A 26,966-nucleotide genomic window follows, 5' to 3' on the forward strand; every position below is an offset into this window, starting at 1 on the left:
CCCGTGCACTTTTTTAGAATACGCTGTTCCAGGCTTATCCGAACCTTTGGGAGTACACACAATGCAAGAGAACTACAAAATTCTGGTCGTAGATGACGACATGCGCCTGCGTGCGCTGCTGGAACGTTATCTGACCGAGCAGGGCTTCCAGGTTCGTAGCGTCGCGAACGCGGAACAGATGGATCGTCTGCTGACGCGTGAATCTTTCCACCTGATGGTGTTGGACCTGATGCTGCCTGGCGAAGACGGGCTCTCTATTTGCCGCCGTCTGCGCAGCCAGAGCAACCCGATGCCGATCATCATGGTGACGGCGAAGGGTGAAGAAGTTGACCGCATTGTCGGCCTTGAGATCGGCGCTGATGACTACATTCCAAAGCCGTTCAACCCGCGTGAACTGCTGGCGCGTATTCGCGCCGTGCTGCGTCGTCAGGCGAACGAGCTGCCGGGCGCGCCATCTCAGGAAGAGGCCGTCATTGCATTCGGTAAGTTCAAGCTGAACCTCGGCACCCGTGAAATGTTCCGTGAAGATGAGCCAATGCCGCTCACCAGCGGTGAGTTCGCGGTGCTGAAAGCGCTGGTCAGTCACCCGCGTGAGCCGCTCTCCCGTGACAAGCTGATGAACCTGGCGCGTGGTCGTGAATACTCCGCGATGGAGCGTTCTATCGACGTGCAGATCTCTCGTCTGCGCCGTATGGTGGAAGAAGATCCGGCGCATCCTCGTTATATTCAGACCGTGTGGGGTCTGGGCTACGTGTTTGTCCCGGACGGCTCTAAAGCATGAGGCGAATGCGCTTCTCGCCGCGAAGTTCGTTTGCCCGCACGCTGTTATTGATCGTCACCCTGCTGTTTGTCAGTCTGGTGACGACCTACCTGGTGGTGCTGAACTTTGCAATCCTGCCGAGCCTTCAGCAGTTTAATAAGGTGCTGGCATACGAAGTGCGTATGCTGATGACCGACAAACTGCAACTGGAGGACGGCACGCAGTTGGTTGTTCCCCCGGCGTTCCGTCGGGAAATCTACCGTGAGCTGGGCATTTCTCTCTACTCGAACGAAGCGGCGGAAGATGCCGGCCTGCGCTGGGCGCAGCACTATGAATTCCTTAGCCAGCAGATGGCGCAGCAGCTTGGCGGCCCGACGGAAGTGCGCGTTGAGGTCAATAAAAGCTCGCCGGTTGTCTGGCTGAAAACCTGGCTGTCACCCAACATCTGGGTGCGCGTTCCGCTCACCGAGATTCATCAGGGCGACTTCTCGCCGCTGTTCCGATACACCCTGGCGATCATGCTGCTGGCCATCGGCGGCGCATGGCTGTTTATTCGTATCCAGAACCGACCGCTGGTCGATCTGGAGCATGCGGCATTGCAGGTCGGTAAAGGTATTATCCCACCGCCGCTGCGCGAGTATGGCGCATCGGAAGTGCGCTCGGTAACGCGTGCGTTTAACCACATGGCGGCAGGCGTTAAACAGCTGGCGGACGACCGTACGCTCCTGATGGCCGGGGTCAGCCATGACCTTCGCACCCCGCTGACGCGTATCCGGCTGGCAACAGAGATGATGGGCGAGCAGGATGGTTATCTTGCAGAGTCCATCAACAAGGATATCGAAGAGTGTAACGCCATCATCGAGCAGTTTATCGACTACCTGCGCACCGGGCAGGAGATGCCGATGGAGATGGCGGATCTGAATGCGGTTCTGGGCGAAGTGGTTGCCGCCGAAAGCGGCTACGAACGTGAAATTGCGACCGACCTTCAGGCAGGCGAGATTCAGGTACGTATGCATCCGCTCTCCATTAAACGCGCGGTGGCGAATATGGTGGTCAACGCGGCGCGCTACGGCAACGGCTGGATCAAAGTCAGCAGCGGTACGGAACTCAACCGCGCCTGGTTCCAGGTGGAAGACGATGGCCCGGGCATCAAGCCTGAGCAGCGTAAGCACCTGTTCCAGCCATTTGTGCGCGGTGACAGCGCGCGCAGCACCAGCGGAACCGGCTTAGGCCTGGCGATTGTGCAGCGTATTGTTGATAACCATAACGGACTACTGGAAATTGGCACCAGCGAGCGGGGCGGTTTGAGCATTCGTGCGTGGTTACCGGTGCCGGTTTTACGGGGGCAGGTGAAAGAGAGTTAAAAAAGGGGGGGCCTGATGCCCTCACCCCGGCCCTCTCCCACAGGGAGAGAGAGAAAACATTAAAAAAGGCAACTTTCGTTGCCTTTTTGCTTTTACCTTGGTCCCGCACTCACCAGCGCAGCACCGGCCGGGGTGTCGGTATACTTCTCGAAGTTTTCGATAAACAGTTTCGCCAGCGATTCAGCCTTCTCACGCCACTGTTCCGGTGAACCGTAGGTGTTACGCGGATCCAGGATACGCGAATCCACGCCCGGCAGCTCTGTTGGGATCGCCAGATCGAACATCGGCAGCGTAAAGGTCTCAGCGTTATCCAGCGAACCATCCAGAATCGCGTCGATGATGGCGCGTGTATCTTTGATGGAGATACGTTTGCCCGTACCGTTCCAGCCGGTGTTCACCAGGTACGCCTGGGCGCCGGATGCCTGCATGCGTTTCACCAGCACTTCCGCGTACTGCGTTGGGTGCAGCGACAGGAACGCCGCGCCGAAGCAGGCGGAGAAGGTTGGGGTTGGCTCGGTCACACCGCGCTCGGTACCCGCCAGTTTAGCGGTAAAGCCGGAGAGGAAATGGTACTGCGTCTGGCTGGCGGTCAGGCGGGAAACCGGTGGCAGCACGCCGAACGCATCCGCGGTCAGGAAAATCACCTTCGTGGCATGACCCGCCTTCGATACCGGCTTGACGATGTTCTCGATGTGGTAGATCGGGTAAGAGACGCGGGTGTTTTCCGTTTTCGAGGCATCGTCGAAGTCGATAGAACCATCGGCACGCACGGTGACGTTTTCCAGCAGCGCATCGCGGCGAATCGCGTGGTAGATATCCGGCTCTGCCTCTTCCGACAGGCGAATGGTCTTCGCGTAGCAGCCGCCTTCAAAGTTAAACACGCCGTCATCATCCCAGCCGTGTTCATCGTCGCCAATCAGACGACGTTTTGGATCGGTGGACAGCGTTGTTTTACCGGTGCCGGAAAGGCCGAAGAACACTGCTACATCGCCTTTTTCCCCGACGTTCGCCGAGCAGTGCATGGAGGCGATACCGCGCAGCGGCAGCAGGTAGTTCATGACCGAGAACATCCCTTTCTTCATTTCGCCGCCGTACCAGGTACCGCCGATCAGCTGGATACGCTCGGTCAGGTTGAAGGCGATGAAGTTTTCGGAGTTCAGACCCTGCTCTTTCCACTGCGGGTTGGTGCATTTCGCGCCGTTCATCACGATAAAGTCAGGGGTGAAGTCTTGCAGTTCTTCATCGGTCGGACGAATGAACATGTTCTTCACGAAATGCGCCTGCCAGGCCACTTCAGTAATGAACCGTACGGAGAGACGGGTGTCGGCGTTAGCGCCGCAGAACGCATCAATAATAAACAGACGCTTGCCGGAAAGCTGATGGGTGACAAGTCCTTTCAGATGCTGCCAGGTTTCCGGGGAGAGCGGTTTGTTATCGTTCTTCCCTTTGCCCTTATCAGCCCACCACAGCGTATCGCGGGTGGTGTCGTCTCGGACGATATACTTATCTTTAGGCGAACGACCGGTAAAAATACCCGTATCGACGGCGATAGCACCCAGGTTCGTCAACACACCACGCTCGTATCCTTCCAGTGCCGGATTGAGCTCTTCCTGATACAGCGTATCGTAATCGGGGTTGTAGACCACTTCCTGGACGTCGTGAATACCATAAGCCTTGAGATCTTGCGGGGTTAAACCATTAACACGCATATCACTGCTCCTTAGCCAATATGTACTGCCTAAAATTGTAGGGTTTTTCTGGGGATGTTAACCGCGACGGGGCTCATAGATTTACGTATCTGGTCAAAACCCTTACTAACGGAAAACGCTGCGACTCCAGTCACAGGGCGGGCAGATTATCGCAGGAATCGCTTTTTGGATGGGGAAAATGTTCTTAAAAGGTTAATCTCTGGTGAATTTATCCAGAAGAATGTGAATGTAATCGCATACATGTAAGAAAATTACGTAAGGGTTACATTGGGAAAACGATTCAGCTTGGGTGGCGTTTTTTACCTCTCACCCAAAGGGGTGAGGGTGTTCAAGTTCCCTCTCCCCGTTGGGGAGAGGGTTAGGGTGAGGGGAAAGAGGTTTAGTGAACCTGCGGGTCCGCTGGAGAGGCGTTATTGCGGATCTCCGCGATATCCATGGAATTGAACACGTAGTGCGTACCGCAGTAATCACAGTGCATATCGATCTCACCGTCTTCCGCCATGATGCTGTCGATCTCTTCATCCGGCAGCGTTTTCAGGGCGCCAGCACAACGCTCGCGAGAGCAGGTGCACTTAAATTCCACATCCTGCGGATCGTAAACCGTCACTTCTTCTTCGTGGTACAGACGCCACAGCACGTCGGTCGCCGACAGGGTGAACAGCTCTTCCGCTTTGATGGTTTCCGTCAGCGTTGCCAGATGCTCGAAATCATTGGTCTGCGCATCCTGCGCAGGCAGAACCTGAAGCAGCATACCACCGGCAGCAGGCTGACCATCCACTTCACCGGTGCGGATGAACAGGCGGGTTGGCAGCTGTTCGGAACGCATGAAGTAATCTTCCAGGCAGGCGGCAAGCGTGTCGCCTTCCAGACCGACAACGCCCTGATAGCGCTCACCCTCTTCAGGCGAGATCGTGATAACCAGGTAGCCATTTCCGACCAGCGTTTTCAGATCCGCATTTTCAGGAATATCGCCCTGAACGCGCGCCACGCCGCGCATCTGCTGTTGGTTATTGCCGTTGATCACCGCCAGCGACATCGGGCCATCACCCTGCAACTGAACGGTAATATCGCCAGCGAACTTCAGCGTGGCGGTCAGCAGGCTGGTGGCAACCAGCAGTTCGCCCAACAGGGTTTTCACCGGCAGCGGGTAGTTGTGGTTTTCCAGAATCTGTTTCCAGGTTTCGGATACGGTGACCAGCTCGCCGCGCACGGCGAATTGTTCAAACAGATAGCGGTGTAATTGGTCGTGTTGGGCCATTTTCATCTCTCGTGCAGGTGAGGGTTACTCGCTCTCACCGTGTTTAAATTTCATCAGATCGCGGCGCTCTTTTTTATCCGGTCGCCGGTCCGGGTGAGGCATGGTCAGCGCATTCATTTTGCGCGCCAGCGCGGTTTTCTCGCGCTTCTCTATGCTTTCGGCCGTCTCTTCATACAGCAAAACGGCTTCGGTTGCGGGCCGCCGCTGCTCGGTAATGGCTTTCACCACCACCGTTTTCTCATCGTTGCCCTGGCGAAGCGTTAGCGTGGCATTCAGTTCAACCAGCTTACTCGGTTTGCTGCGCTGACCGTTGTAATGCACCTTTCCGCCATCAACCATTTCACGGGCAAGGGCGCGCGTTTTGTAAAAACGGGCGGCCCACAGCCATTTATCCAGTCTTACCCCATCAGAGGGTTTTTCTTTCATGGCGTCTCCTTCACGGTGAGTGAGGGGATCATCCGGCGATAGTCGTTCAGCCCCGGATGTCGCAGATAGCTTTTTTCAGCCAGGCCGGAATCCGGATTGGTCACGCCCAGACAATAGCGAATGCCAAAAGCGGCCGCAGAATCCAGAATCGGCTCGCTGTCGTCAATAAACAGCGTGCGTTCCGGCTGTAAACCGGTCTCTTCCACCACGGCATGCCACAACCGCTGATCCTCTTTCGGATAACCAAATGTGTGGGTGGAAAGCAATAAATCAAGGTGTGAAGCAAGACCGGTATGTTCCAGCTTCACGGCCAGATTATGGGGATGCGCATTCGTCAGCAAAATGCGGCGCTTACCGCAGGCTTTCAGCGCATCCAGGAACGGGACCGTATCGTCACGCAGTACAGCGCGTGCGCCCTGGGCGGTGGTCATGGCACAAATATCCAAACCGAGTCGCTCGCTCCAGTAGTCAAGACAGTACCAGTTTAGCGTATGCTGCACCGCGCTATATTGCGAACGAATGAATTCCTGCGCTTCCGCCGGGGAGATCCCCTGCTGTTCACCGTATGTTTCCGGGACCAGCTTTTGCCAGAAATAGTTATCAAAGGCGAGATCAAGCAGCGTGCCGTCCATATCAAGCAGGACGGTATCGACCGCCTGCCAGTCGATATTAAGATGCATAAGGGGGAACTCCAGCCAGAAGAAACGTGCGCGACAGGGTAGCACAACTTGTCGCGCAGGGACGTTATCCGATCAGGCTCTCGGAAGAGGAGATCAGTTTCGGGTTCAGGCAATTTTCGTAGTAGGCCTGGATTTCTGCCAGCCGCGTGCGGGAACGCTGATAGCGGCGTACGGCCTGATAACCGTTCCAGACAATGCACGCCAGCATTGCAATCAGCAGCAGGGATGTCCCTATATAGCGCCACAGGCCAGCGCTATCCGGCATACGGTGCAGGCCAATATGACGCGTGCCGTTGGCGTCGGTAAAGAGGGTGGTGACGATCCCTTCCGCGCTGAATGGCGTCTGCATCAGCATCTGCGCCAGACGCTGGAATTCGCTCCACTGCTCCTGGGCAGGATAGTCATACAGCGAAACCTGTGGATAAGGTTGATCCACCAGGTCGCTGCCTTCATCGCTGGCAATCACAAAACCGCCGGGCGCCGGGCTGTTAAGCGCCTGGGCGGCACGGGTGGTTTCACGCATCACGAAGGGGGCGGTAGAGGTCGCCACCAGGTTATCCAGCGACTCGGCGCTGACCGGACGCAGAAGCACGTTCACACCGTCCAGGCGTCCCGCTTCGGCGCGTTTCACCAGCGCGTCCCAGTCTTTGCTGTTGCCGAGGTTGACCAGCGCGTTCTTGAGCCGGATACAGTCATCCTGGGCGGAACAGAGATCCTCTGTTTTCAGGACGATTTCGCCAAAGTCATCCAGCAGTACCATGCCCGACTTCTGAATAGCCGAACGCAGGGCAGGGCTGACGCGAGAATCATCATCCGGTTTTGGATGGAGCTGGCGATTAATCGTCTGGGTGAGCGCAGTGGCCTTGTTGACCACATCCGATTCCGGCAGCGGCAGCGGAGAGGCGTCATTCCAGATGATCTGAGAGCAGTCGAACGGCGCGAACGGCGAGTTCTGGCGCGTGTTCCAGGCGCCCGGCGTGTGGATATTACACATCCCGGTGCCTTTGAGGCGCAACGTATCTCCCACGCGTACACCCGCTTCTTCGAGCTGCTGTACGCTGGTGGCTTCCACAGTTTGCGCCCCTTTGATCCACGACAGGGTAAATTTAATCGGCATATCCAGCGGCACGAAGAGCAGCAGCATGACGAAGATTAACGCGGCACCACCGGCAATCACCGCGCTGCGGAGCCAGTGCTGAAGCGGGAAGTTTTTCACTTCGTCGTGCAGGGATAAGTAGCGCCCCTGGCGTACAACGTGGCGGTCGAGATAGATATCAATATCCGTTTTGTGGCCAAGGTCCTGCGCAATCCACGGCTGCCAGTGGCGCGGATAGATAAGATCGATGATCCCGAGCGAGATATTGTTGATATGTTCCTGATCGTTCTCACCGAACAGTCCCCAGCGTTTTGGGGTTCCGCGCAGGCAGTGAATTTCGCGTAATGACGTTTTTGCCGGCGGAGCAAATATGCCCCACAGCCCGGCGGCCAGAAGCAGTACTGCGCCACCCGCGAGCCACGGAACAAACACGTCCGGCGTCAGCAGGCAGATGAAAAAGAGCAGGAACGAGGCGACAATCAGCACCGCTTCGCGAATGCCATCCGGGCGGCTCAGGACGTACTCTTCATGCGTCTCCTGGCGGATGTTCAGCAGTTCGATCTGCTCAGTCTCTTCACCGCGAATAGAGGCCTGCGTTCCGCTTGCGCGTTCCAGCGCAAAGCGTGGCGCTTCCTGAACATATTCGCTCAGAGTATGACCATTGAGGGAGATAACCAGCGGCAGCGTATCGGTATGGATGAGCTCGACGCTGTTTTCGTCGTTAATATACTGCTCCCAGAAGGGAGGCAGGTGCACTTCAACAGAGTCGAGATAGTAACGCCACTTGTTGGGATCGTCGGTTGTAATGCCGTAGCGGGTAATGGAGCGCGTTACGCACAGAACGGTGTCACTTTGGGCGTTCAGGTTGAGCGATACGGGGGCGGCGCTGGCGCCGGTAGGGCCAGGCGAAAGCCGGGATCGATTCAGCGTGTCGAGATACTGCTCAACGGTGCTGCGTTCCTCTGGCGAAAGCTTGCGCGTGTTTGCCCCGGCAAACGCGTTCAAAAAGGGCAGCCGATAACGGCGATGTACGCGGCGCCTGAATACCCACACCGCAATCGACGCGCAGGCCAGCACAGCAGCGAGAAAAATCAAAATGGTGCTCATGCTTTCCCCATCTTACTTATCTTCTTACAGGTGTTGTCAGTCGCACCTTTTGTACAATGAATGAGATTCTGTGGTCGGCTATCGGCAAGTATGGAGTCTAACTTGAGCATGTTGACGCGCATCCCAGTGACCGGTAATGATAACAAAGCCTGTTCCGGCGCGATATCAGCAAATTCCTGGAAACATTTCAACCTCTTGACATTTGTTTTGAAATGAGAATCGCCTACAGTTACGTTGCATAAATGTAAATAAAGAGCAATTGACATTGCCGAAACCGTGCGGCGTATCGCACAATAAAGCCAGTTCACCCAGCAAAGACCCGTCAAGATGACCAAACCCTTACAAAAGCCCACCATTCTGAATGTTGAAACCGTCGCGAAATCGCGTCTGTTTAATGTCGAAAGCGTGGATCTGGAGTTCAGCAACGGTGTGCGTCGTGTTTATGAGCGTATGCGCCCCTCCTCGCGTGAAGCGGTGATGATTGTGCCCATCGTCGACGAGCACCTGATCCTCATTCGTGAATACGCCGTGGGCACAGAATCCTACGAGCTGGGTTTCTCCAAAGGACTGATCGATCCGGGCGAAACGGTGTTTGAAGCGGCAAACCGGGAGCTGAAAGAAGAGGTCGGTTTTGGCGCGAAAGAGCTGACGTTCCTGAAAAAGCTGAGCATGGCACCGTCCTATTTCTCCAGCAAAATGAACATCGTTGTCGCGGAAGATCTCTATCCTGAATCGCTGGAAGGAGACGAGCCGGAACCGCTACCGCAGGTTCGCTGGCCGCTGGCTCATCTGATGGATTTGCTGGAAGATCCTGACTTTAACGAGGCGCGCAACGTGAGCGCACTGTTCCTGGTGCGGGAGTGGCTGAAGGGACAGGGACGTTTGTAGCGCCACCATTAAAAACGGCAACCGAAGGTTGCCGTTTTGCATTGACGTTGTAGGCCGGGTCAGGCGTAGTCGCCACCCGGCTTTTTTGTTGGCGTCAGAACAGCTCGTGCGTTTCGCCGTTATCAATCAATTCCGTACCCACCTCATGCACTGCCTGCGTGGTTGGCTGAGTGCCCTCGATGAAATACTCGGCACGGCTGTTACCGCCATTCGCGAGCTGTCCGGTACTGCGGTCGATATTCACCGTCACCACGCCCGGTGGAGGCGTTAGCGGCTGCTCTGGTACGCCCTCGAGAACGGCCTTCATGTATGCATCCCAGGCAGGTTGCGCACTCTTCGCGCCGCCTTCGTAACCGGAAATCTGATCTTTAATCGCGCCAGAGGCGGTCGTGCGCCCCAGATCGCGGCGGTGATCGTCAAAACCAATCCAGACGGAGGTGACAACCCCCGGGCCATAACCTGAGAACCAGGCATCTTTTGAACTGTTGGTTGTCCCGGTTTTGCCGCCGATGTCGTGGCGCTGCAAATCGCGGCCCGCTCGCCAGCCGGTGCCTTGCCAGCCCGGTTCACCAAAGATGTTGGTGTTCAGTGCGCTCTTAATCAGGAACGACAGCGGCGTGCTGATCACGTGCGGGGCATACTCCTGCGCGCCACTCTGGGCGACCAGCGCCTGATTGGCCTGTTCCAGCTGGGGCTGCGGCACCGCCAGATTCTGACGTTCCTGAGAGATCGCCACATCTTCCATATCCTTGTTTTCCAGGACATTGGATTTTGGCGTGTCGCCGTAAATCACCGGAATATCGCATTCAGGGCAGGCAATTTTCGGTTTCGCTTCAAACAGTACGCCGCCCTGATCGTTCTCTATTTTGCTGATGAAATACGGATCGACCAGGAAGCCGCCGTTCGCCATCACCGAGTAGCCACGCGCAACCTGGAGCGGCGTAAAGGACGCGGAGCCGAGCGCCAGAGATTCAGTATGAACGATGTTTTGCGCCGGGAAGCCAAAGCGTTGCAGATACTCTGCCGCATAATCCACGCCCATCGCACGCATCGCGCGAACCATGACCACGTTCTTCGACTGGCCAAGGCCCTGGCGCAGACGGATAGGGCCAGCGTATTGCGCCGGAGAGTTCTTCGGCTGCCAGTCAGAGCCCGCACCGGCATCCCAGCGGGAAATTGGCACGTCGTTGAGAATGCTGGCGAGAGTCAGCCCCTTATCCATCGCCGCGGTATACAGGAACGGTTTGATGTTCGAACCAACCTGACGCAGCGCCTGGGTCGCGCGGTTAAATTTGCTCTGGTTGAAATCGAACCCGCCAACCAGCGCCATCACGGCGCCGTTCTGCGGATTGATGGAGACCAGCGCAGAGTTTACGTCCGGCACCTGCGCCAGCCACCAGGCATCACCGACCTGACGCACCCAGATTTGTTGTCCGGTTTGTACGACATCGGTCACTTTACGTGGCGTAGGCCCCTGAAGGGTGTCAGAACGGTATGGACGCGCCCAGCGGACACCCTCCATGCGCAGCGAAACGGATGTGCCATCGGCCATCATCGCCACTGCTTCCTGTGGATCGGCCTGGGTGACGACCGCCGGACGCAGCGGGCCATAGGTCGGCAGCGCTTTCAGGGAATCCGTGATTTTTTTACTGTCCCATGCGCCTTCACCCACTTTCCACAGCACGTTGGACGGGCCGCGATAGCCGTGACGCATATCGTAATCCATCACGTTATTACGCACCGCCTGCTGGGCAGCCTGCTGCACCTTGCGGGTCACGGTGGTATAGACGCGATAACCATCTTCATACGCTTTATCACCGTAGCGACTCACCATCTCCTGGCGAACCATTTCAGTGAGATACGGTGCAGAGAAAGCAATTTCCGGCGCATGGTAATTGGCGTCAATAACGTCGCTGCGCGCCTTATCGTACTCAGACTGGCTGATATAGCCTTCGCTCAACATACGCGACAGCACCACGTTACGGCGCGCGGTGGCGCGGTCCAGCGAGTAGAGCGGGTTAAACGTGGATGGCGCTTTTGGCAGGCCGGCAATAGTCGCCATTTCGCTCAGCGTGAGCTGATCGATCGGCTTACCAAAATAGACCTGAGCCGCAGCCCCTACGCCATAGGCGCGGTAGCCCAGATAGATCTTGTTGAGGTAAAGCTCAAGGATCTCGTCTTTGCTCAGCAGTTGCTCAATGCGGATCGCGAGGAACACCTCTTTGATCTTACGCATCAGCGTCTTTTCCGGGCTGAGGAAGAAGTTACGCGCCAGCTGCTGGGTAATGGTACTTGCCCCCTGAGAGGCATGACCGGAGAACAGCGCCACGCTTGCCGCACGGAAAATACCGACCGGATCGACACCGTGGTGCTCGTAAAAACGGCTGTCCTCGGTGGCGATAAAAGCCTTCACCATCACGGGTGGAATTTGATTTAAGGTCAGAGGGATACGACGTTTCTCGCCGTATTGCGCCATCAGTTCACCATCGGCGCTATAGACCTGCATAGGGATCTGAAGCCGCACATCACGAAGCGTGGCGACATCAGGGAGTTGCGGCTCGACATATTTGTACAAACCAATAATCGAGCCTGCTCCCAGCAGAATGCAACAGACTGCAAGGATCAATAAATACTTTACGAACTTCACCGGAGATTTCCCATTTGGTTTAGCCTGGGCAGTTTCTAAACAATCGCGCGGTAGTATAAAGGCAAGCCTGATTCATTGATATAGCCGTCACTCCGACGGGCGATAAGGAGATCGTGAAGCATGGCTTTTAAAACGTGGCAAACAGGCGTTCATATTCAACAGGATAAGGTGGTTGCGGTAGCGCTGACCAGAGAGCGGGCCGGCTGGCGTTTACGGCGCTGGTGGGCGGTGCCGCTGTCGGACGGCGTTATCGGGGAAGGCAAAATACTTAAGCCAGAACAGCTGGTTAACGCATTACGTGGCTGGCGGAAAACATTGCCGCACTCGCATCGGGTATTTCTCTCATTTCCGGCGACGCGCGTTCTGCAACGCGCGTTGCCCCGTCCATCCGTTACCTTGCGTGACAGCGAACAGCTCACCTGGGTAGGCGCCGCATTAGCACGTGAGCTGGAGATGCCCGCCGATACGCTCTGTTTTGACTACGCGCAGGATACGTTCAGCAACACTTTTCAGGTTACCGCAGCGCAAAACAGAGAGGTCGATACCCTGTTGACGCTGGCGAACGCGCTGCGTTTGCGTCTGGCAGCAATCGCCCCGGATGCCGGCGCGCTGGCTAATCTTCTCTCTGCTGTTGCCCCCGCCCGGTGCGTCGCCTGGAGAGATCAACACCAGTGGCTATGGGCGATGCGTCACCAGTGGGGGCGGCGCTACACCACAGAAGCGGCGACGGTGAATGAACTGGCGGCGCTGCTTGCGCTTTCTCCTTCTGATATCGCCGTGTTTGATGCTGCCCGCGATCCCTGGGAAGCGGTGACGCTGTGCCAGCCGCCGCTGCCGGAATGCGGTGCTGATTACACCGTCGCCCTGGCGCTGGCCATGAGCGAGGCGCCGTAATGAGCATGCCCAATCTTTTACCCTGGCGTCGGCAGCAACGTAATCAGCGCCTGCGTTTCTGGGGGCTGCTGTTTGCTGGCTCATGGCTGGTGATGCTGGCGGGGAGTATCAGCCTGCGGGCGACGCAGACTCTCGCATTGCAGGCGTTGCAGAGCGAACTGGCGGGGACACGTGCGGTACAGAAAGTATTGAGAGCCCGTCAGCCGCAGTCAGCGGGGCAGAAAACCCCTTCGCTGCCGTTTGATCCGGCCTGGCAACCTGCGCTGGAGTCCCTTGCCAGCGCAATGCCCCGGCAGGCGTGGCTAACGGCGCTGCGTTATCAGCCACCCTCGCTGACCCTGACCGGCTATACCACCTCACTGCCAGCGCTCACCGCCATGACCGATGCCCTGAAAAGGGTGACGGGATTTAACCCCGGACCGGCAGGCGAAATGCAACAGGATAGCCAGGGGCGATGGATGTTCTCTTTTCAACTGCATAGCCGGAGGTAGCCCGTGGGTATCTGGTATCAACGCTGGACTGATGCACGTCCTTCCCGGCGCGTCCTTTGCTGGTTGATCGCATCGGGGCTTGTTGCGTGGGCAATTTGGGGACTGCTGCTCAGGCCCGCAGCTCTGCGCTACACCGATATTCAGGCGCAGGCCATCAGTGCGAAGCGAATCAACGCCTCGCTGTGGCCAGAGGCCGGACGGCGAGCAGTGGTTACGCAAGTGACGCCCTCGCAGCCCTTTTCTCCCCTGGCTTTTCAGCGTGAGGGCGCAAGGCTGGTGTACTGGAAGCCGCAGCAGAGTGGGGGAGAGCTGGCGCTGGATGCCTCCTGGGGCGCGGTCCCGGCGCTCTTTTCCCGGCTGGCGCTTGAGAACGCGCGGGTGAGCGCGTTTTCCATCACCCCACAGGGCAAACAGTTACGCCTCAGCCTGCAACTGGAGATCGGTCATGCGCAGTAAAGCCCGTTTGCTGATCCTGCTTTCTCCGCTTTTCCTGACCGGGATGCGGGATCCCTTCTCTGTGCCGGAAGAGCGTTGCGCAGCCGGGCAGCTCAGCCAGTGGCGGTATCAGGGGATAGTCAGCGGCAGCAGGGATATCGGCCTTATGCAGGACGGGCAGAAGCGTTGGTACCGGGTAAAAACGCAGGTGCGGTTACCGACAGGCTGGCGGGTGAGCGCGATAGATAAACAACAACTGACCGTTGATGTCGGCGACATGTGCGAGCCGAAGCGATGGACATGGCAACGAGAAGGAACGAAAAAAAGTGAAGATAAGGATAGGGCTGTTACTGGCGGCACTCAGCCAGCCCCTGTGGGCCGCGACGCCAAAACCGGTCACCCTGCTGGTGGATGATGTCCCGGTGGTGCAGATATTACAGGCGCTGGTGGCGCAGGAGGATCGCAATCTGGTGGTGTCGCCGGATGTCAGCGGTTCGCTTTCGCTGAATTTAACGCGGGTGCCCTGGAGACAGGCGCTTCAGACAGTAGTGAACAGCGCCGGGCTGGTATTGCGGGAAGAGGGCGGCATTTTTTATGTGCATACGGCGGCCTGGCAACGGGAGCAACAGACGCGTAAAGAGCAGGAGCGGGCCCAGCGTCTGCTTGACGCCCCGCTGCACTCTCACAGCATTCCGTTTGCTTATGCGGATGCAGCCGAATTGCAAAAAGCGGCAGAAAAGCTCTTAAGCCCGAAAGGCAGTCTCTCCGTCGACAAGCGCACCAACCGTTTCCTGGTCAGGGATAACCAGACGGTGGTGGATATGCTCCAGCGCTGGGCTGTGCAGATGGATCTGCCCGTCGAGCAGGTGGAACTGGCGGCGCAGATTGTGACCATCAGTGAAAAAAGCCTGCGTGAACTGGGGGTGAAATGGAACCTCGCTGACGCAACGGAGGCCGGTAAGGTGGGTCAGGTCACGACGCTGGGGGCGGACCTGTCGGTGGCCAGTGCAACCACCCACGCAGGGTTTAACATCGGGCGCATCAACGGCAGGATGCTGGATCTTGAGTTGTCGGCGCTTGAGCAAAAGCAGCAGGTGGATATCATCGCCAGCCCGCGGCTGCTGGCATCGCACATGCAGCCGGCCAGCATCAAGCAGGGCAGCGAAATTCCGTATCAGGTTTCCAGCGGCGAGAGCGGGGCGACGTCCGTTGAATTTAAAGAGGCGGTATTAGGCATGGAGGTCACGCCGGTGGTCCTGCCGGGCGGTCGCGTGCGCCTGAAACTGCATATCAGTGAAAATATGCCCGGCCAGGTGCTGCAACAGGCAGACGGCGAAACGCTGGCGATCGATAAGCAGGAGATCGAAACGCAGGTAGAGGTAAAAAGTGGGGAAACGCTCGCGCTGGGCGGGATCTTTTCGCAAAAGAATAAAACCGGACGCGACAGCGTGCCCGTGCTGGGCAACATTCCGTGGCTGGGTCAGCTGTTCCGCCATGACGGAAAAGATAACGAACGGCGCGAGTTAGTGGTGTTTATCACGCCACGTCTGGTCAGTATTCATTAATGGGTAACGATCCCCGCAATGATTTTGCATTCAGTTTGTTGCAGATGTTTGACGTGGGGCATGAATTAGCATACAAGGAGTACCGATTTGAGTTGGACTTACGTCTTATTTCCTTATGCGCCGGGAACGGTGATTTAATCAGTTGCCAAACAAGCCGGAGTATTGAGATAATTTTTCGTCTGACTCTCGCTCTATTGCAAATGAGGTTTCAGTTCATGTCCTGCTACGCCGGGTGTCTGCGCAGCGGGGATTACCATTAACGAATAGTCTTAGTAGTACCGAAAAAATGGCAGAGAAACGCAATATCTTTCTGGTTGGGCCTATGGGTGCCGGCAAAAGCACTATTGGGCGTCAGTTAGCTCAACAACTCAATATGGAATTTTACGATTCTGATCAAGAGATTGAGAAACGAACCGGAGCGGATGTGGGCTGGGTCTTCGACGTAGAAGGCGAAGAAGGTTTCCGTGACCGAGAAGAAAAAGTGATCAACGAACTCACGGAAAAACAGGGCATTGTGCTGGCAACTGGCGGCGGCTCTGTAAAATCTCGCGAAACCCGCAACCGTCTCTCCGCCCGTGGCGTAGTGGTCTATCTTGAGACGACCATCGAAAAACAGCTGGCACGCACGCAGCGTGATAAAAAGCGCCCGTTGTTGCAGGTTGAAACACCGCCACGTGAAGTTCTGGAAGCTTTGGCCGATGAACGCAATCCTCTGTACGAAGAGATTGCTGATGTGACCATTCGTACTGACGATCAAAGCGCTAAAGTGGTTGCAAACCAGATTATTCATATGCTGGAAAGCAACTGATTCTGGCTTTATATACACTCGCCTGCGGGTAAAAGCATTTAAGGTGGATGTCGCGTCATGGAGAGGATTACAGTTACTCTCGGGGAACGTAGTTACCCTATCACCATCGCGGCTGGTTTGTTTAACGACCCAGCTTCCTTCTTACCACTGAAAGCGGGTGATCAGGCGATGCTGGTCACCAACGAGACGCTGGCTCCGCTTTATCTCGACCGTGTACGTCACCTGCTTGAGCAGGCGGGCGTGAAGGTCGACAGTGTGATTCTGCCCGATGGCGAGCAGTACAAAAGCCTGACGGTACTGGATACCGTCTTTACCGCACTTCTGCAAAAACCGCACGGTCGTGATACAACACTGCTTGCCCTGGGCGGCGGCGTTGTGGGCGATCTGACCGGTTTTGCAGCCGCCAGCTATCAGCGCGGCGTGCGCTTTATTCAAATTCCAACCACGTTGCTCTCACAGGTCGATTCTTCTGTGGGCGGTAAAACGGCGGTTAACCATCCGCTCGGCAAAAACATGATTGGCGCGTTCTACCAGCCTGCCTCGGTGGTGGTGGATCTCGACTGTCTGAAAACCTTGCCAGCGCGCGAACTGGCGTCCGGCCTTGCAGAAGTGATCAAATACGGCATTATTCTTGACGGGGAATTCTTCACCTGGCTGGAAGAGAATATGGATGCGCTGCTGCGCCTCGACGGGCAGGCAATGGCCTACTGTATTCGCCGTTGTTGTGAGCTGAAAGCAGAAGTCGTTGCCGCAGATGAGCGTGAAACCGGCTTACGTGCTTTACTGAATCTGGGGCATACGTTTGGTCATGCGATCGAAGCCGAAATGGGCTACGGTAACTGGCTTCACGGTGAAGCTGTCGCTGCCGGAATGGTTATGGCGGCGCGAGCCTCTGAACGTCTGGGGCAGTTCAGGCCGGAAGAGACAGCACGTATCATCGCGTTGCTTAAACGTGCTGGCTTGCCGGTGAGTGGTCCGCAGGAAATGTCTGCGCAGGCGTACCTTCCCCACATGATGCGCGATAAAAAAGTATTGGCAGGTGAGATGCGTCTGGTACTCCCGCTTGCAATAGGGAAAAGTGAAGTGCGCGGCGGAGTGCCGCACGAAGTCGTACTTGGCGCTATTGCTGATTGTCAGCAGGCGTAACAACTAGAAAGGTCAGACCGCTGTAACAGGTGGTCGTTTTAGCTTCAGGTAAATGCAGAGTCGTTGGCAGAAGCCTTTGAGTGGGGTGTTAAATGGATGAATTCAAACCAGAAGACGAGCTGAAACCCGATCCCAGCGATCGTCGTACTGGTCGTTCTCGTCAATCTTCAGAACGTGATAACGAGCCGCAGATCAACTTTGACGATGTCGAACTGGATGCAGACGATCGTCGCCCTTCGCGTAGCCGTAACGCGCGAAATGAGCGTGAAGACGAGGAGTATGAATCCGAAGAAGAGTTAATGGATGAACAGCCTGTTGAACGTCGTCCGCGCAAACGTAAAAAAGCGGTAGCGGCAAAACCGGCCTCCCGTCAGTACATCATGATGGGCCTTGGCGTTCTGGTGCTGGTCTTGCTGATTGTCGGCATTGGGTCCGCGCTAAAAGCACCTTCTACCAATTCTACCGAGCAGACGGCGTCTGCCGAGAAGAGCATCGACCTGTCTGGTAACGATGCGAGCAACCAGGCGAATGGCGCTCAGCCTGCGCCGGGCACCACTTCCGCAGAGCAGACCGCAGGTAACACCAGCGCTGGCCAGGATATCTCTCTGCCGCCTGTCTCTGCGACCCCGACTCAGGGCCAGGCGCCTGCGACGCCTGAAGGCCAGCAGCGTGTTGAAGTTCAGGGCGATCTGAATAACGCGCTGATGCAGCCGCAGAATCAGGAGCAGGTTAACGCTGCCGTGGTGAACTCCACGCTGCCAACTGAACCAGCCACCGTTGCGCCAGTTCATGGCAGCAATGCCCAGCAGCAAACGGCGACAACGGAAACCAAACCGCGCCAGACGCAGACTGCGCCACGCCAGGAGCGTAAGCAGGCTGTGATTGAGCCGAAGCGTGAGACGAAACCGCAAACCGTGGCAAAAGCGCCAGAAACGAAAGCGCCAGCGCAGACCAAACCTGCTGTGAGCCAGCCGGTTAAAGCGCCAACGCCTGCACCGAAAGCAACGGCGACCACAACCGCGCCTGCTGCAACAACACCTTCTGCAACAACACCTGCGGCTCCCGCAGCCAAAACGGGCGCTGCATCAGGTAAAACGACGGGCAACGTGGGTTCTTTGCAGTCGGCCTCTTCCAGCAACTACACCCTTCAGCTGAGCAGTTCGTCTAACTATGACAACCTCAACGCCTGGGCGAAGAAATCGAATCTGAAAAACTACGTGGTTTATCAGACGACCCGTAACGGTCAACCGTGGTATGTGCTGGTGAGTGGTATTTATGCTTCCAAAGATGAAGCAAAACGTGCCGTTTCCACGCTGCCAGCCGACGTGCAGGCGAAAAACCCGTGGGCGAAGCCGATTCATCAGGTGCAGGCCGATCTGAAGTAATGTTTAAAGCGCAGGATGCTGTCGGAGCTTTCTCCACAGCCGGAGAAGGTGTAATCAGTTAGTCAGCATGAAAAAAAATCGCGCTTTTCTGAAATGGGCAGGGGGGAAATACCCCCTGCTCGACGATATTAAAAAGCACCTGCCGAAAGGCGAGTGTCTTATCGAGCCCTTCGTGGGTGCTGGATCGGTGTTCCTGAATACCGATTTTTCTCGTTATATCCTGGCGGATATCAACAGCGACCTTATCAGCCTCTATAACATCGTCAAACTGCGTACCGATGAGTATGTGGAAGAGGCGCGGAAGCTGTTTACGCCAGAGAACAACAACCCGGACGTCTACTATCAGTTCCGCGCTGAGTTTAATCAAAGCCAGGATCCGTTCCGTCGCGCGCTGTTGTTTCTTTATCTCAACCGCCATGGTTACAACGGTCTGTGCCGGTATAATCTGCGTGGCGAGTTTAACGTGCCGTTTGGCCGCTATAAGCGTCCCTACTTCCCACAGGACGAGCTGTATCACTTTGCTGAAAAAGCGCAGAATGCCGAGTTCTACTGTCTCTCCTATGAAGAGTGCATGGATCTGGCGGGCGTAAACTCGGTGGTCTACTGCGACCCGCCTTACGCGCCGCTGTCTGCCACGGCAAATTTCACCGCCTACCACACCAATAGCTTCAGCCCGGCCGAGCAGGCTCGTCTGGCTGAGATGGCGGAAAAGCTGGTCAGCAAAAGAATTCCGGTGTTAATTTCGAATCACGACACGCCTGATACGCGCGAATGGTACAAAGCCGCGAAGCATTTTCAGGTAAAAGTGCGGCGTAGCATTAGCAGCAACGGCGGCACACGTAAAAAGGTGGACGAACTTCTGGCGCTTTATCGACCCTGAGCCTTTGCCCGCCGGTAAACACATTTCAAGGAGATGCGGATGAAACAGTTTTTGATTGCCCCCTCAATTCTGTCGGCCGATTTTGCCCGCCTGGGTGAAGACACTGCCAAAGCTCTCGCGGCTGGCGCGGATGTCGTCCATTTCGACGTTATGGATAACCACTACGTTCCCAACCTGACCATCGGTCCGATGGTGCTTAAAGCACTGCGTAACTACGGGATCACCGCGCCCATTGACGTGCATCTGATGGTGAAACCGGTTGACCGCATCGTGCCTGATTTCGCCGCGGCGGGTGCCAGTATCATCACTTTCCACCCGGAAGCCTCCGAACACGTTGACCGCACGCTACAGCTGATCAAAGAGAACGGCTGTAAGGCGGGACTGGTCTTTAACCCGGCGACCCCGCTGAGCTATCTCGACTACGTGATGGACAAGCTGGACGTGATCCTGCTGATGTCCGTTAACCCGGGCTTTGGTGGTCAGTCATTTATCCCTCAGACCCTCGACAAACTGCGTGAAGTGCGCCGCCGTATCGATGAGTCTGGCTATGATATTCGTCTGGAAGTGGACGGCGGCGTGAAGGTCAATAACATTGGTGAGATTGCGGCGGCAGGGGCGGATATGTTCGTCGCAGGCTCCGCCATCTTCGATCAACCGGATTACAAAAAAGTCATTGATGAAATGCGCCGTGAACTGGCGAAGGTAAGTCATGGATAAATTGCAGGCTATTCGGGGTGTAGCATTTGACCTCGACGGCACGCTGGTCGACAGCGCGCCAGGATTAACCCGCGCCGTCGATCAGGCGCTGTATGCCCTTGAACTCCCCGTTGCAGGCGAAGAGCGCGTCGTGACGTGGATTGGTAACGGTGCAGACGTGCTGATGGAGCGCGCGCTGACCTGGGCTCGTCAGGAGCGTGCCTCTCAGCGTTCCGCGCAAGGTAAACCGAGTGTTGACCACGCGGATATTCCCCAGGATGAGCAGCAGCGTATTCTGCGCAAACTGTTCGACCGTTTCTACGAAGAGACCGTCGAAGAGGGTAGCTTCCTGTTCCCGGATGTCGCTGAAACGCTGAGCGCGCTACATGCCAAAGGCATCCCGCTGGGACTGGTGACTAACAAGCCGACACCGTTCGTTGCGCCTCTGCTGGAAGCGCTGGATATCGCGAAATACTTCTCCGTAATTGTGGGCGGCGATGACGTGCAGAATAAAAAGCCGCATCCGGAACCGCTATTGCTGGTGGCAGGAAAATTATCCTTAGCGCCTGCGGAGCTGCTCTTTGTCGGGGATTCCCGCAATGATATTCTGGCTGCCAGAGCGGCAGGTTGCCCGTCGGTTGGGTTGACCTACGGCTACAACTACGGTGAAGCCATTACGTTGAGTGAGCCGGACGTTGTGTTCGACCACTTCAAAGATTTGTTGCCCGCACTCGGGCTCTCGCACAGTGAACATCAGGAATTGAATAATGACTAAGCCCATCGTTTTTAGTGGCGCACAGCCTTCAGGTGAACTGACCATTGGTAACTACATGGGTGCGTTACGTCAGTGGGTGAGCATGCAGGATGACTACCACTGCATTTACTGCATCGTGGATTTGCATGCTATCACCGCGCGTCAGGATCCCGAGAAGCTGCGCAAAGCAACACTTGATACGCTGGCGCTGTACCTGGCGTGCGGTATCGATCCAGAGAAGAGCACCATTTTCGTTCAGTCTCACGTGCCAGAGCACGCGCAGCTGGGCTGGGCGCTGAACTGCTACACCTATTTCGGCGAGCTGAGCCGCATGACCCAGTTCAAGGATAAGTCTGCCCGCTACTCTGAAAACATCAACGCCGGTCTGTTTGACTATCCGGTGCTGATGGCGGCCGACATTCTGCTGTACCAGACCAACCAGGTGCCGGTGGGTGAAGACCAGAAGCAGCACCTGGAGCTGAGCCGCGATATTGCCCAGCGCTTCAATGCGCTTTACGGTGACGTGTTCAAAGTGCCTGAGCCGTTTATTCCGAAATCCGGCGCGCGCGTGATGTCGCTGCTGGAGCCGACCAAAAAGATGTCCAAGTCTGACGATAACCGCAACAACGTTATCGGCCTGCTGGAAGATCCGAAATCGGTGGTGAAAAAGCTCAAGCGTGCGGTGACCGACTCCGACGAGCCGCCAGTGGTGCGCTACGACGTGCAGAACAAAGCGGGCGTGTCTAACCTGCTGGACATTCTCTCCGGTGTGACCGGACAGAGCATCCCTGAGCTGGAAAAACACTTTGAAGGCAAGATGTACGGCCACCTGAAAGGCGAAGTGGCAGACGCCGTTTCCGGCATGCTGACCGAGTTGCAGGAGCGCTATCACCGTTACCGTAACGACGAAGCTTTCCTGCAAAAAGTGATGAAAGAGGGCGCGGAAAAAGCCAGCGCGCGCGCCTCCGAAACCCTGAAAGCGGTGTACGACGCGATTGGGTTTGTGGCGAAACCTTAAGCCGCTTTGCCGGGTGGCGCTTACGCTTACCCGGCCTACGGGACCGTGCAGGTCGGGTAAGGCGGAGCCGCCACCCGACAAAACTGACGAAACAAAAAAACCGGGACATCCCCGGTTTTTTTACGCCTGAAAAACGCTTACTGCTGTGCCGCCGGGCCGCAACCGCCGATGATCTTCGAAATGGAGATCGCCGGGTGAAGCAGGTAATCGTAGCTGCAATTATTTTTAGTATTTTGAACGTGACCGGTGCAGGCCGTCAGAGTTGATAACAGGCCGACCAGAACGGCAGCTTTTGCCAGTTTGAACATACGCATTCCTTGTCAATAAATCGAAAATTGGATGTAACACGAGGGAATAAATGGAAAAGTTCCATTATGCGGGCGGTATGTTATCGACTGAGGTAAGAAGGGAGTAGTCCGCTTAAAGACTACTCCCGGGAGAGATTATGCGTTAGTGGCTGGAGAACCAGTTCAGTTTTTCGCGCAGGGCAACCACGCGACCCACCACGATCAGCGCCGGGCTTTCAACCTGCTGCGCCAGCTCGCCCAGCTGCGTCAGCACGCCATCGACCACGCGCTGCGTAATGGCGGTGCCGTTTTCCACCAGTGCGACCGGCATATCTGCTTCCATGCCGTGCTCCAGCAGTTTCGCCTGGATCGTGGCTGCCTGATTTAGCCCCATATAGAACACCAGCGTCTGCTTTTCAGCGGCCAGATTATGCCAGTCCAGTTCGCTGCCGGTTTTCAGGTGGCCCGTCACCAGGCGCACGCTCTGGGCATAGTCGCGATGGGTTAACGGAATGCCGGAATAGGCAGAACAGCCGGACGCCGCCGTAATGCCCGGCACCACGGAGAACGGAATACCCGCGTTGCACAGGGTTTCCAGCTCTTCGCCGCCACGACCAAAGATAAACGGATCGCCACCCTTCAGGCGCACCACGCGCTTACCTTTTTGCGCTTCCCGCAGCAGGGTCTGGTTGATCTCCTCCTGCGGTACGCAGTGATAACCTGCCCGTTTGCCGACGAACACGCGGTCAGCATCGCGGCGCACCAGATTCATGATGTCATCAGAGACCAGACGGTCATACACCACGATGTCCGCCTGCTGGATCTGCTGGAGACCCTTCAGCGTCAGCAGGCCCGCATCGCCGGGACCTGCGCCCACCAGCACCACTTCACCGCGATGGTCCAGCGGCTCGCTCAGGAGCTGTTCGGTCGTCTCTTCAACGGCTTTGGTGTCCTGATTGGCAAGGGACTGCGCCAGCCTGTCGTTGACAAAGAACTTCTCCCAGAAGCGACGGCGTTCGCCCACGGTTGCGAAGGTTTGCTTCACGCGGGAGCGCAGCTCTCCGGCGTATTGGGCAATCTGACCAAGATGCTGCGGCAGCACGGCTTCCAGTTTTTCCCGCAGCAGACGGGCAAGAACGGGCGAGCGCCCGCCGGACGACACCGCAATCATCAGCGGTGAACGGTCAATAATCGACGGCATGATAAAGCTCGCCTCTTTCGGCGCATCCACCACGTTACAGAAGATGCGGCGCGCTTCGCAGGCGTCGCTGACGCGCTGGTTAACATCATCGTTATCCGTTGCGGCGATGGTCAGCCAGCAGGTATCCAGCAGGGATTCATCAAATTCGCCCTGCACCTGGGTGAGCATCCCTTCCTGCGCCCAGACGTCAAACTGAGGGGCGAAGGTGAGGGCGTTGACGGTCAGTCGGGCGCCCGCCTCTAACAGCAGGCGCGCCTTGCGTTCAGCCACATCGCCGCCGCCCACGAGCAGGCAGTCGCGGTTGCGTAATTGACAAAAAATCGGCAGGTGATCCACGACGTTACCTCACAGCATTCATGGCGGGGGAAGAATTGACGTCAGGATAACAGCAGGAATCGTACAGAACATACGGTTTTTCCTGCCGTTACCCATAAGGGGTCATAAGCCTTTCCTATTGAAAAGGCGAGAGGTTACGCTTTCAGCTGCACCTCGCCGTCCTTTACGCGGACGTCGTAGTGTTTGACCGAGAAGCTTTCATCTTCCATGCAGAGTCCGTCGGTTAAGCGGAAGCGCTGCTTTTTCAGCGGGCTGGCAACCCACAGCTCGCCCTGGTGCTCCGCAATCAGACCGCGGGAGAGCACGCTGGCCTCGAAGAACGGGTCGATATTGCTGATGGCATAGACCTGTTCATCGTGGCGAGGGCGGAAAATCGCCACCTGCTCGTTGCCCAGCAGGGCACAGACGCCGGTTGCTGGCAGAATGTCGTTAATGTTGCAGATGTTTACCCACTGGCTCATGCGTTTTCCTCCACCAGCATCACCGGAATACGTTCATACGGGGTCGCTGGACGGTGCTGTTCGCGCTCCGGCACCACCTGCACGTTCGGGTCGCGCTGGGTGCTGTTGATAAAGTGTTTGAAGCGCGTCTGCGCCGCTGGCGTGTTCACGGTTTCGGTCCACTCGCAGATCACCGCCTCGCGCAGGCGAGTCATCTCGGATTCCAGCTGTTCATTCAGACCCAGCTTGTCGTCGATAATGACCGACTTCAGGTAGTCGATGCCGCCTTCGAGATTATCCAGCCAGGACGCGGTACGGGTCAGCTTATCGGCGGTACGAATGTAGAACATCATGAAGCGGTCGAGGTATTTGATCAGCGTATCGCGATCGAGATCGGCGGCCAGCAGATCCGCGTGGCGAGGTTTCATCCCGCCGTTACCGCACACGTACAGGTTCCAGCCTTTCTCGGTGGCGATGATACCCACGTCTTTCCCCTGGGCTTCCGCACATTCACGGGTACATCCTGACACGCCGAACTTCATTTTGTGCGGCGTACGGATGCCTTTGTAGCGGTTTTCCAGCTCTACGCCGAAGCCCACGCTGTCGCCCACGCCGTAGCGGCACCAGGTGCTGCCGACGCAGGTTTTCGCCATGCGCAGCGCCTTGGCGTACGCGTGACCGGTTTCAAAGCCCGCTTCAATCAGCTGACGCCAGATTTCCGGCAGGTCATCTTTCTGCGCACCGAACAGGCCGATACGCTGGGAGCCGGTGATTTTGGTGTACAGGTTAAACTCACGGGCGATACGGCCCACGGCGACCAGCCCTTCCGGGGTAATCTCCCCTCCGGCAGAACGCGGGATCACCGAGTAAGTCCCGTCTTTCTGAATATTGGCCAGGAAGTTATCGTTGGTGTCCTGAAGCGGAGTGTGTTCTGGTTTGAGCACATATTCGTTCCAGCAGGACGCCAGCAGGGAACCGACGGTAGGCTTACATACTTCACAGCCATAGCCCTGGCCGTGTTTCTCCAGCAGTTCGTCGAAGGACTTAATGCCTTCCACGCGGATTAGGTGATACAGCTCCTGGCGAGAGTAAGCGAAGTGCTCGCACAGGTTGTTGTTCACTTCAATGCCCTGTTTTGCCAGCTCGGCGTTCAGCACCTGAGTGACCAGAGGAATACAGCCGCCGCAGCCGGTCCCGGCTTTGGTTTCCGCCTTCAGCGCCGCAACAGTGTGGCAGCCTTTGTTAATGGCGGAGATCAGCATGCCTTTGGTCACGTCGAAGCAGGAACAGATTTGCGCGCTGTCCGGCAATTTATCCACGCCGATGGACGGCTTACCGCTGGAGGCGTGCGCCGGGAGGATTAGCGCGTCCGGGTTCTCCGGCAGCTCAATGGCGTTCAGCACCAGCTGGAGCAGGTTACCGAAGTCGCTGGTATCACCCACCAGCACCGCCCCGAGCAGGGTTTTGTTGTCCTGGCTGACGATGAGACGTTTGTAGACTTCTTTGCTTTCGTCCAGATAAACATAGCTGCGGGAGTTCGGGGTGCGGCCATGCGCATCACCAATACCGCCCACGTCCACGCCCAGCAGTTTCAGCTTGGCGCTCATGTCTGCGCCGGTGAAGGCGTTTTCGCTGCCGAGGATATGGTCAACGGCGACCTGCGCCATTTTGTACCCTGGTGCAACCAGGCCGTATACGCGGTTATTCCAGCTGGCGCATTCGCCGATGGCGTAGATATCCGGATCGGAGGTCTGGCAGGTATCGTTGATCATGATCCCGCCGCGCTGCGCAACGGCCAGACCGCACTGGGTGGCCAGCTTGTCGCGCGGGCGAATACCGGTGGAGAAGACGATGAAATCCACTTCCAGCTCGCTGCCGTCGGCAAAGCGCATGGTTTTACGCGCTTCGGTGCCTTCCTGCACGATCTCTTTGGTGTTCTTGCTGGTGTGAACCTTCACGCCCATGCTTTCGATTTTACGGCGTAGCTGGTCGCCACCCATATGGTCCAGCTGTTCCGCCATCAGCATCGGGGCAAATTCGATGACGTGGGTTTCAACGCCGAGGTTTTTCAGCGCGCCTGCCGCTTCCAGACCCAGCAGACCACCGCCGACAACCGCGCCGCGTTTGCTTCGACGTGCGCAGGATTCAATGGCGTTGAGGTCTTCAATAGTACGGTAAACGAAGCAATCCTGGGTTTCCGACCCTTTAATAGGCGGGATCCACGGATACGAGCCCGTCGCCATGATCAGCTTATCGTAAAAAACCGTACGTCCGGCGCTGGAGTGGATCACTTTCTCCTGACGGTTGATGGTGATAGCGCGTTCGCCCACCAGCACTTTTACGCCATGCTTCTCGTAGAACCCTTCACGCACCAGAGAGAGCTCTTCGGCGGTATGGTGAGAGAAGTAGGAAGACAAGTGCACACGGTCGTACGCCTTGCGGGGTTCTTCACAGAACACGGTAATATCGAACTGCTCAGCATCGGCTTTATCGAGAAGATCCTCAATAAAGCGGTGGCCGACCATGCCGTTACCGATGATAGCGAGTCTGACTTTGCTCATTTTTGCCTCGATTTCTTTTCTATTACTGCCTACCTTAACGATTCAGCAGGGGCACTTATTGATGCAAATCAAATACGCCTTCACCTACCCCTTAGTGGGTATATCTATGATTTGTCAGGATTTTTATAAGTGAC

25 protein-coding genes are annotated in these 26,966 nt (G+C 56.6%); 15 read left to right on the forward strand and 10 right to left on the reverse strand.

Annotation, left to right across the window (positions count from 1 at the left end; translation table 11 throughout):
• Positions 1-61 precede the first annotated feature (61 nt).
• Positions 62-781 (forward strand): two-component system response regulator OmpR, encoded by a 720-nt coding sequence (ompR, locus tag ACJTMZ_RS17980; RefSeq protein WP_001157751.1) that lies wholly within the window; start codon positions 62-64, stop codon positions 779-781.
• A complete protein-coding gene (gene envZ, locus ACJTMZ_RS17985; RefSeq protein ID WP_003861615.1) occupies positions 778-2,124 on the forward strand; it encodes a two-component system sensor histidine kinase EnvZ in 1,347 nt (448 codons plus the stop codon). The genes ompR and envZ overlap by 4 nt, the downstream gene beginning before the upstream one ends.
• Positions 2,125-2,216: 92 nt before the next feature.
• Here envZ and pckA read toward each other — a convergent pair whose 3' ends face one another.
• From pckA to ACJTMZ_RS18010, 5 genes are all read right to left on the reverse strand, one after another.
• The gene (pckA, locus tag ACJTMZ_RS17990) at positions 2,217-3,833 is read right to left on the reverse strand and encodes a phosphoenolpyruvate carboxykinase (ATP) (RefSeq protein ID WP_047740758.1); all 1,617 of its coding nucleotides are present in this window, start codon (positions 3,831-3,833) and stop codon (positions 2,217-2,219) included.
• Positions 3,834-4,212: 379 nt separating this feature from the next.
• Positions 4,213-5,091 (reverse strand): Hsp33 family molecular chaperone HslO, encoded by an 879-nt coding sequence (hslO, locus tag ACJTMZ_RS17995; protein WP_023304550.1) that lies wholly within the window; start codon positions 5,089-5,091, stop codon positions 4,213-4,215.
• 24 nt (positions 5,092-5,115) lie between these two features.
• Positions 5,116-5,517, reverse strand: a complete 402-nt coding sequence (gene hslR, locus ACJTMZ_RS18000; protein ID WP_003861618.1) for a ribosome-associated heat shock protein Hsp15 — start codon at positions 5,515-5,517, stop codon at positions 5,116-5,118.
• The gene (gene yrfG / locus ACJTMZ_RS18005) at positions 5,514-6,197 is read right to left on the reverse strand and encodes a GMP/IMP nucleotidase (protein WP_000550486.1); all 684 of its coding nucleotides are present in this window, start codon (positions 6,195-6,197) and stop codon (positions 5,514-5,516) included. The genes hslR and yrfG overlap by 4 nt, the downstream gene beginning before the upstream one ends.
• A gap of 64 nt (positions 6,198-6,261) precedes the next feature.
• On the reverse strand, positions 6,262-8,400 hold the full coding sequence (locus ACJTMZ_RS18010; RefSeq protein WP_017384151.1) for an intracellular growth attenuator family protein: 2,139 nt from the start codon (positions 8,398-8,400) through the stop codon (positions 6,262-6,264).
• 327 nt (positions 8,401-8,727) lie between these two features.
• On the opposite strand from ACJTMZ_RS18010, the gene nudE reads away from it, so the two are divergent.
• The gene (nudE, locus tag ACJTMZ_RS18015) at positions 8,728-9,288 is read left to right on the forward strand and encodes an ADP compounds hydrolase NudE (RefSeq protein ID WP_003861622.1); all 561 of its coding nucleotides are present in this window, start codon (positions 8,728-8,730) and stop codon (positions 9,286-9,288) included.
• 94 nt (positions 9,289-9,382) lie between these two features.
• On the opposite strand, the gene mrcA is transcribed toward nudE, so the two are convergent.
• Entirely contained in the window at positions 9,383-11,935 is a 2,553-nt protein-coding gene (gene mrcA, locus ACJTMZ_RS18020) for a peptidoglycan glycosyltransferase/peptidoglycan DD-transpeptidase MrcA (protein ID WP_017693864.1), read from the reverse strand.
• A gap of 120 nt (positions 11,936-12,055) precedes the next feature.
• On the opposite strand from mrcA, the gene pilM reads away from it, so the two are divergent.
• From pilM to trpS, 12 genes are all read left to right on the forward strand, one after another.
• Complete coding sequence (gene pilM / locus ACJTMZ_RS18025) at positions 12,056-12,829, forward strand: pilus assembly protein PilM (RefSeq protein ID WP_017384153.1); 774 nt, start codon at positions 12,056-12,058, stop codon at positions 12,827-12,829.
• Positions 12,829-13,320 carry a PilN domain-containing protein gene (locus ACJTMZ_RS18030; protein ID WP_017384154.1) on the forward strand — a complete coding sequence of 164 codons (492 nt, stop codon included), beginning with the start codon at positions 12,829-12,831 and terminating at the stop codon, positions 13,318-13,320. The genes pilM and ACJTMZ_RS18030 overlap by 1 nt, the downstream gene beginning before the upstream one ends.
• A gap of 63 nt (positions 13,321-13,383) precedes the next feature.
• Positions 13,384-13,776 carry a DNA utilization protein HofO gene (locus ACJTMZ_RS18035; protein ID WP_176601538.1) on the forward strand — a complete coding sequence of 131 codons (393 nt, stop codon included), beginning with the start codon at positions 13,384-13,386 and terminating at the stop codon, positions 13,774-13,776.
• A complete protein-coding gene (locus ACJTMZ_RS18040) occupies positions 13,766-14,170 on the forward strand; it encodes a HofP DNA utilization family protein (protein ID WP_015571434.1) in 405 nt (134 codons plus the stop codon). The genes ACJTMZ_RS18035 and ACJTMZ_RS18040 overlap by 11 nt, the downstream gene beginning before the upstream one ends.
• On the forward strand, positions 14,082-15,320 hold the full coding sequence (gene hofQ, locus ACJTMZ_RS18045) for a DNA uptake porin HofQ (RefSeq protein WP_032104286.1): 1,239 nt from the start codon (positions 14,082-14,084) through the stop codon (positions 15,318-15,320). Before ACJTMZ_RS18040 ends, hofQ begins: the two co-directional genes overlap by 89 nt.
• A 286-nt stretch (positions 15,321-15,606) precedes the next feature.
• Positions 15,607-16,128: a shikimate kinase AroK gene (gene aroK, locus ACJTMZ_RS18050; protein ID WP_003861630.1), complete on the forward strand. Its 522-nt coding sequence runs from the start codon at positions 15,607-15,609 to the stop codon at positions 16,126-16,128.
• A 57-nt stretch (positions 16,129-16,185) separates the two neighbouring features.
• Entirely contained in the window at positions 16,186-17,274 is a 1,089-nt protein-coding gene (aroB, locus tag ACJTMZ_RS18055; protein ID WP_003861631.1) for a 3-dehydroquinate synthase, read from the forward strand.
• 92 nt (positions 17,275-17,366) lie between these two features.
• Positions 17,367-18,659 (forward strand): cell division protein DamX, encoded by a 1,293-nt coding sequence (gene damX, locus ACJTMZ_RS18060; protein ID WP_252011020.1) that lies wholly within the window; start codon positions 17,367-17,369, stop codon positions 18,657-18,659.
• Positions 18,660-18,726: 67 nt separating this feature from the next.
• Positions 18,727-19,539, forward strand: coding sequence for an adenine-specific DNA-methyltransferase (gene dam, locus ACJTMZ_RS18065; protein WP_015571432.1), 813 nt, complete (start codon positions 18,727-18,729; stop codon positions 19,537-19,539).
• Between the two features lie 39 nt (positions 19,540-19,578).
• Positions 19,579-20,256 carry a ribulose-phosphate 3-epimerase gene (gene rpe, locus ACJTMZ_RS18070; protein ID WP_003861634.1) on the forward strand — a complete coding sequence of 226 codons (678 nt, stop codon included), beginning with the start codon at positions 19,579-19,581 and terminating at the stop codon, positions 20,254-20,256.
• Entirely contained in the window at positions 20,249-21,010 is a 762-nt protein-coding gene (gene gph, locus ACJTMZ_RS18075) for a phosphoglycolate phosphatase (RefSeq protein WP_017384158.1), read from the forward strand. The genes rpe and gph overlap by 8 nt, the downstream gene beginning before the upstream one ends.
• Positions 21,003-22,007, forward strand: coding sequence for a tryptophan--tRNA ligase (trpS, locus tag ACJTMZ_RS18080; protein WP_015571430.1), 1,005 nt, complete (start codon positions 21,003-21,005; stop codon positions 22,005-22,007). The genes gph and trpS overlap by 8 nt, the downstream gene beginning before the upstream one ends.
• Positions 22,008-22,144: 137 nt before the next feature.
• Here the strand turns inward: trpS and ACJTMZ_RS18085 are convergent, their stop codons facing one another.
• The 4 genes from ACJTMZ_RS18085 to nirB all read right to left on the reverse strand — a co-directional run bounded on the left by ACJTMZ_RS18085 (position 22,145) and on the right by nirB (position 26,832).
• Complete coding sequence (locus tag ACJTMZ_RS18085) at positions 22,145-22,315, reverse strand: YhfL family protein (RefSeq protein WP_008503029.1); 171 nt, start codon at positions 22,313-22,315, stop codon at positions 22,145-22,147.
• Positions 22,316-22,457: 142 nt separating this feature from the next.
• The gene (cysG, locus tag ACJTMZ_RS18090; protein WP_017384159.1) at positions 22,458-23,831 is read right to left on the reverse strand and encodes a siroheme synthase CysG; all 1,374 of its coding nucleotides are present in this window, start codon (positions 23,829-23,831) and stop codon (positions 22,458-22,460) included.
• 134 nt (positions 23,832-23,965) lie between these two features.
• Positions 23,966-24,292, reverse strand: a complete 327-nt coding sequence (gene nirD / locus ACJTMZ_RS18095; protein WP_015571429.1) for a nitrite reductase small subunit NirD — start codon at positions 24,290-24,292, stop codon at positions 23,966-23,968.
• Positions 24,289-26,832, reverse strand: a complete 2,544-nt coding sequence (nirB, locus tag ACJTMZ_RS18100; protein WP_017384160.1) for a nitrite reductase large subunit NirB — start codon at positions 26,830-26,832, stop codon at positions 24,289-24,291. Before nirB ends, nirD begins: the two co-directional genes overlap by 4 nt.
• Positions 26,833-26,966 lie beyond the last annotated feature (134 nt).

This window comes from Enterobacter sp. DN (assembly GCF_046054285.1).
GTDB classification, from domain to species: domain Bacteria; phylum Pseudomonadota; class Gammaproteobacteria; order Enterobacterales; family Enterobacteriaceae; genus Enterobacter; species Enterobacter hormaechei_C.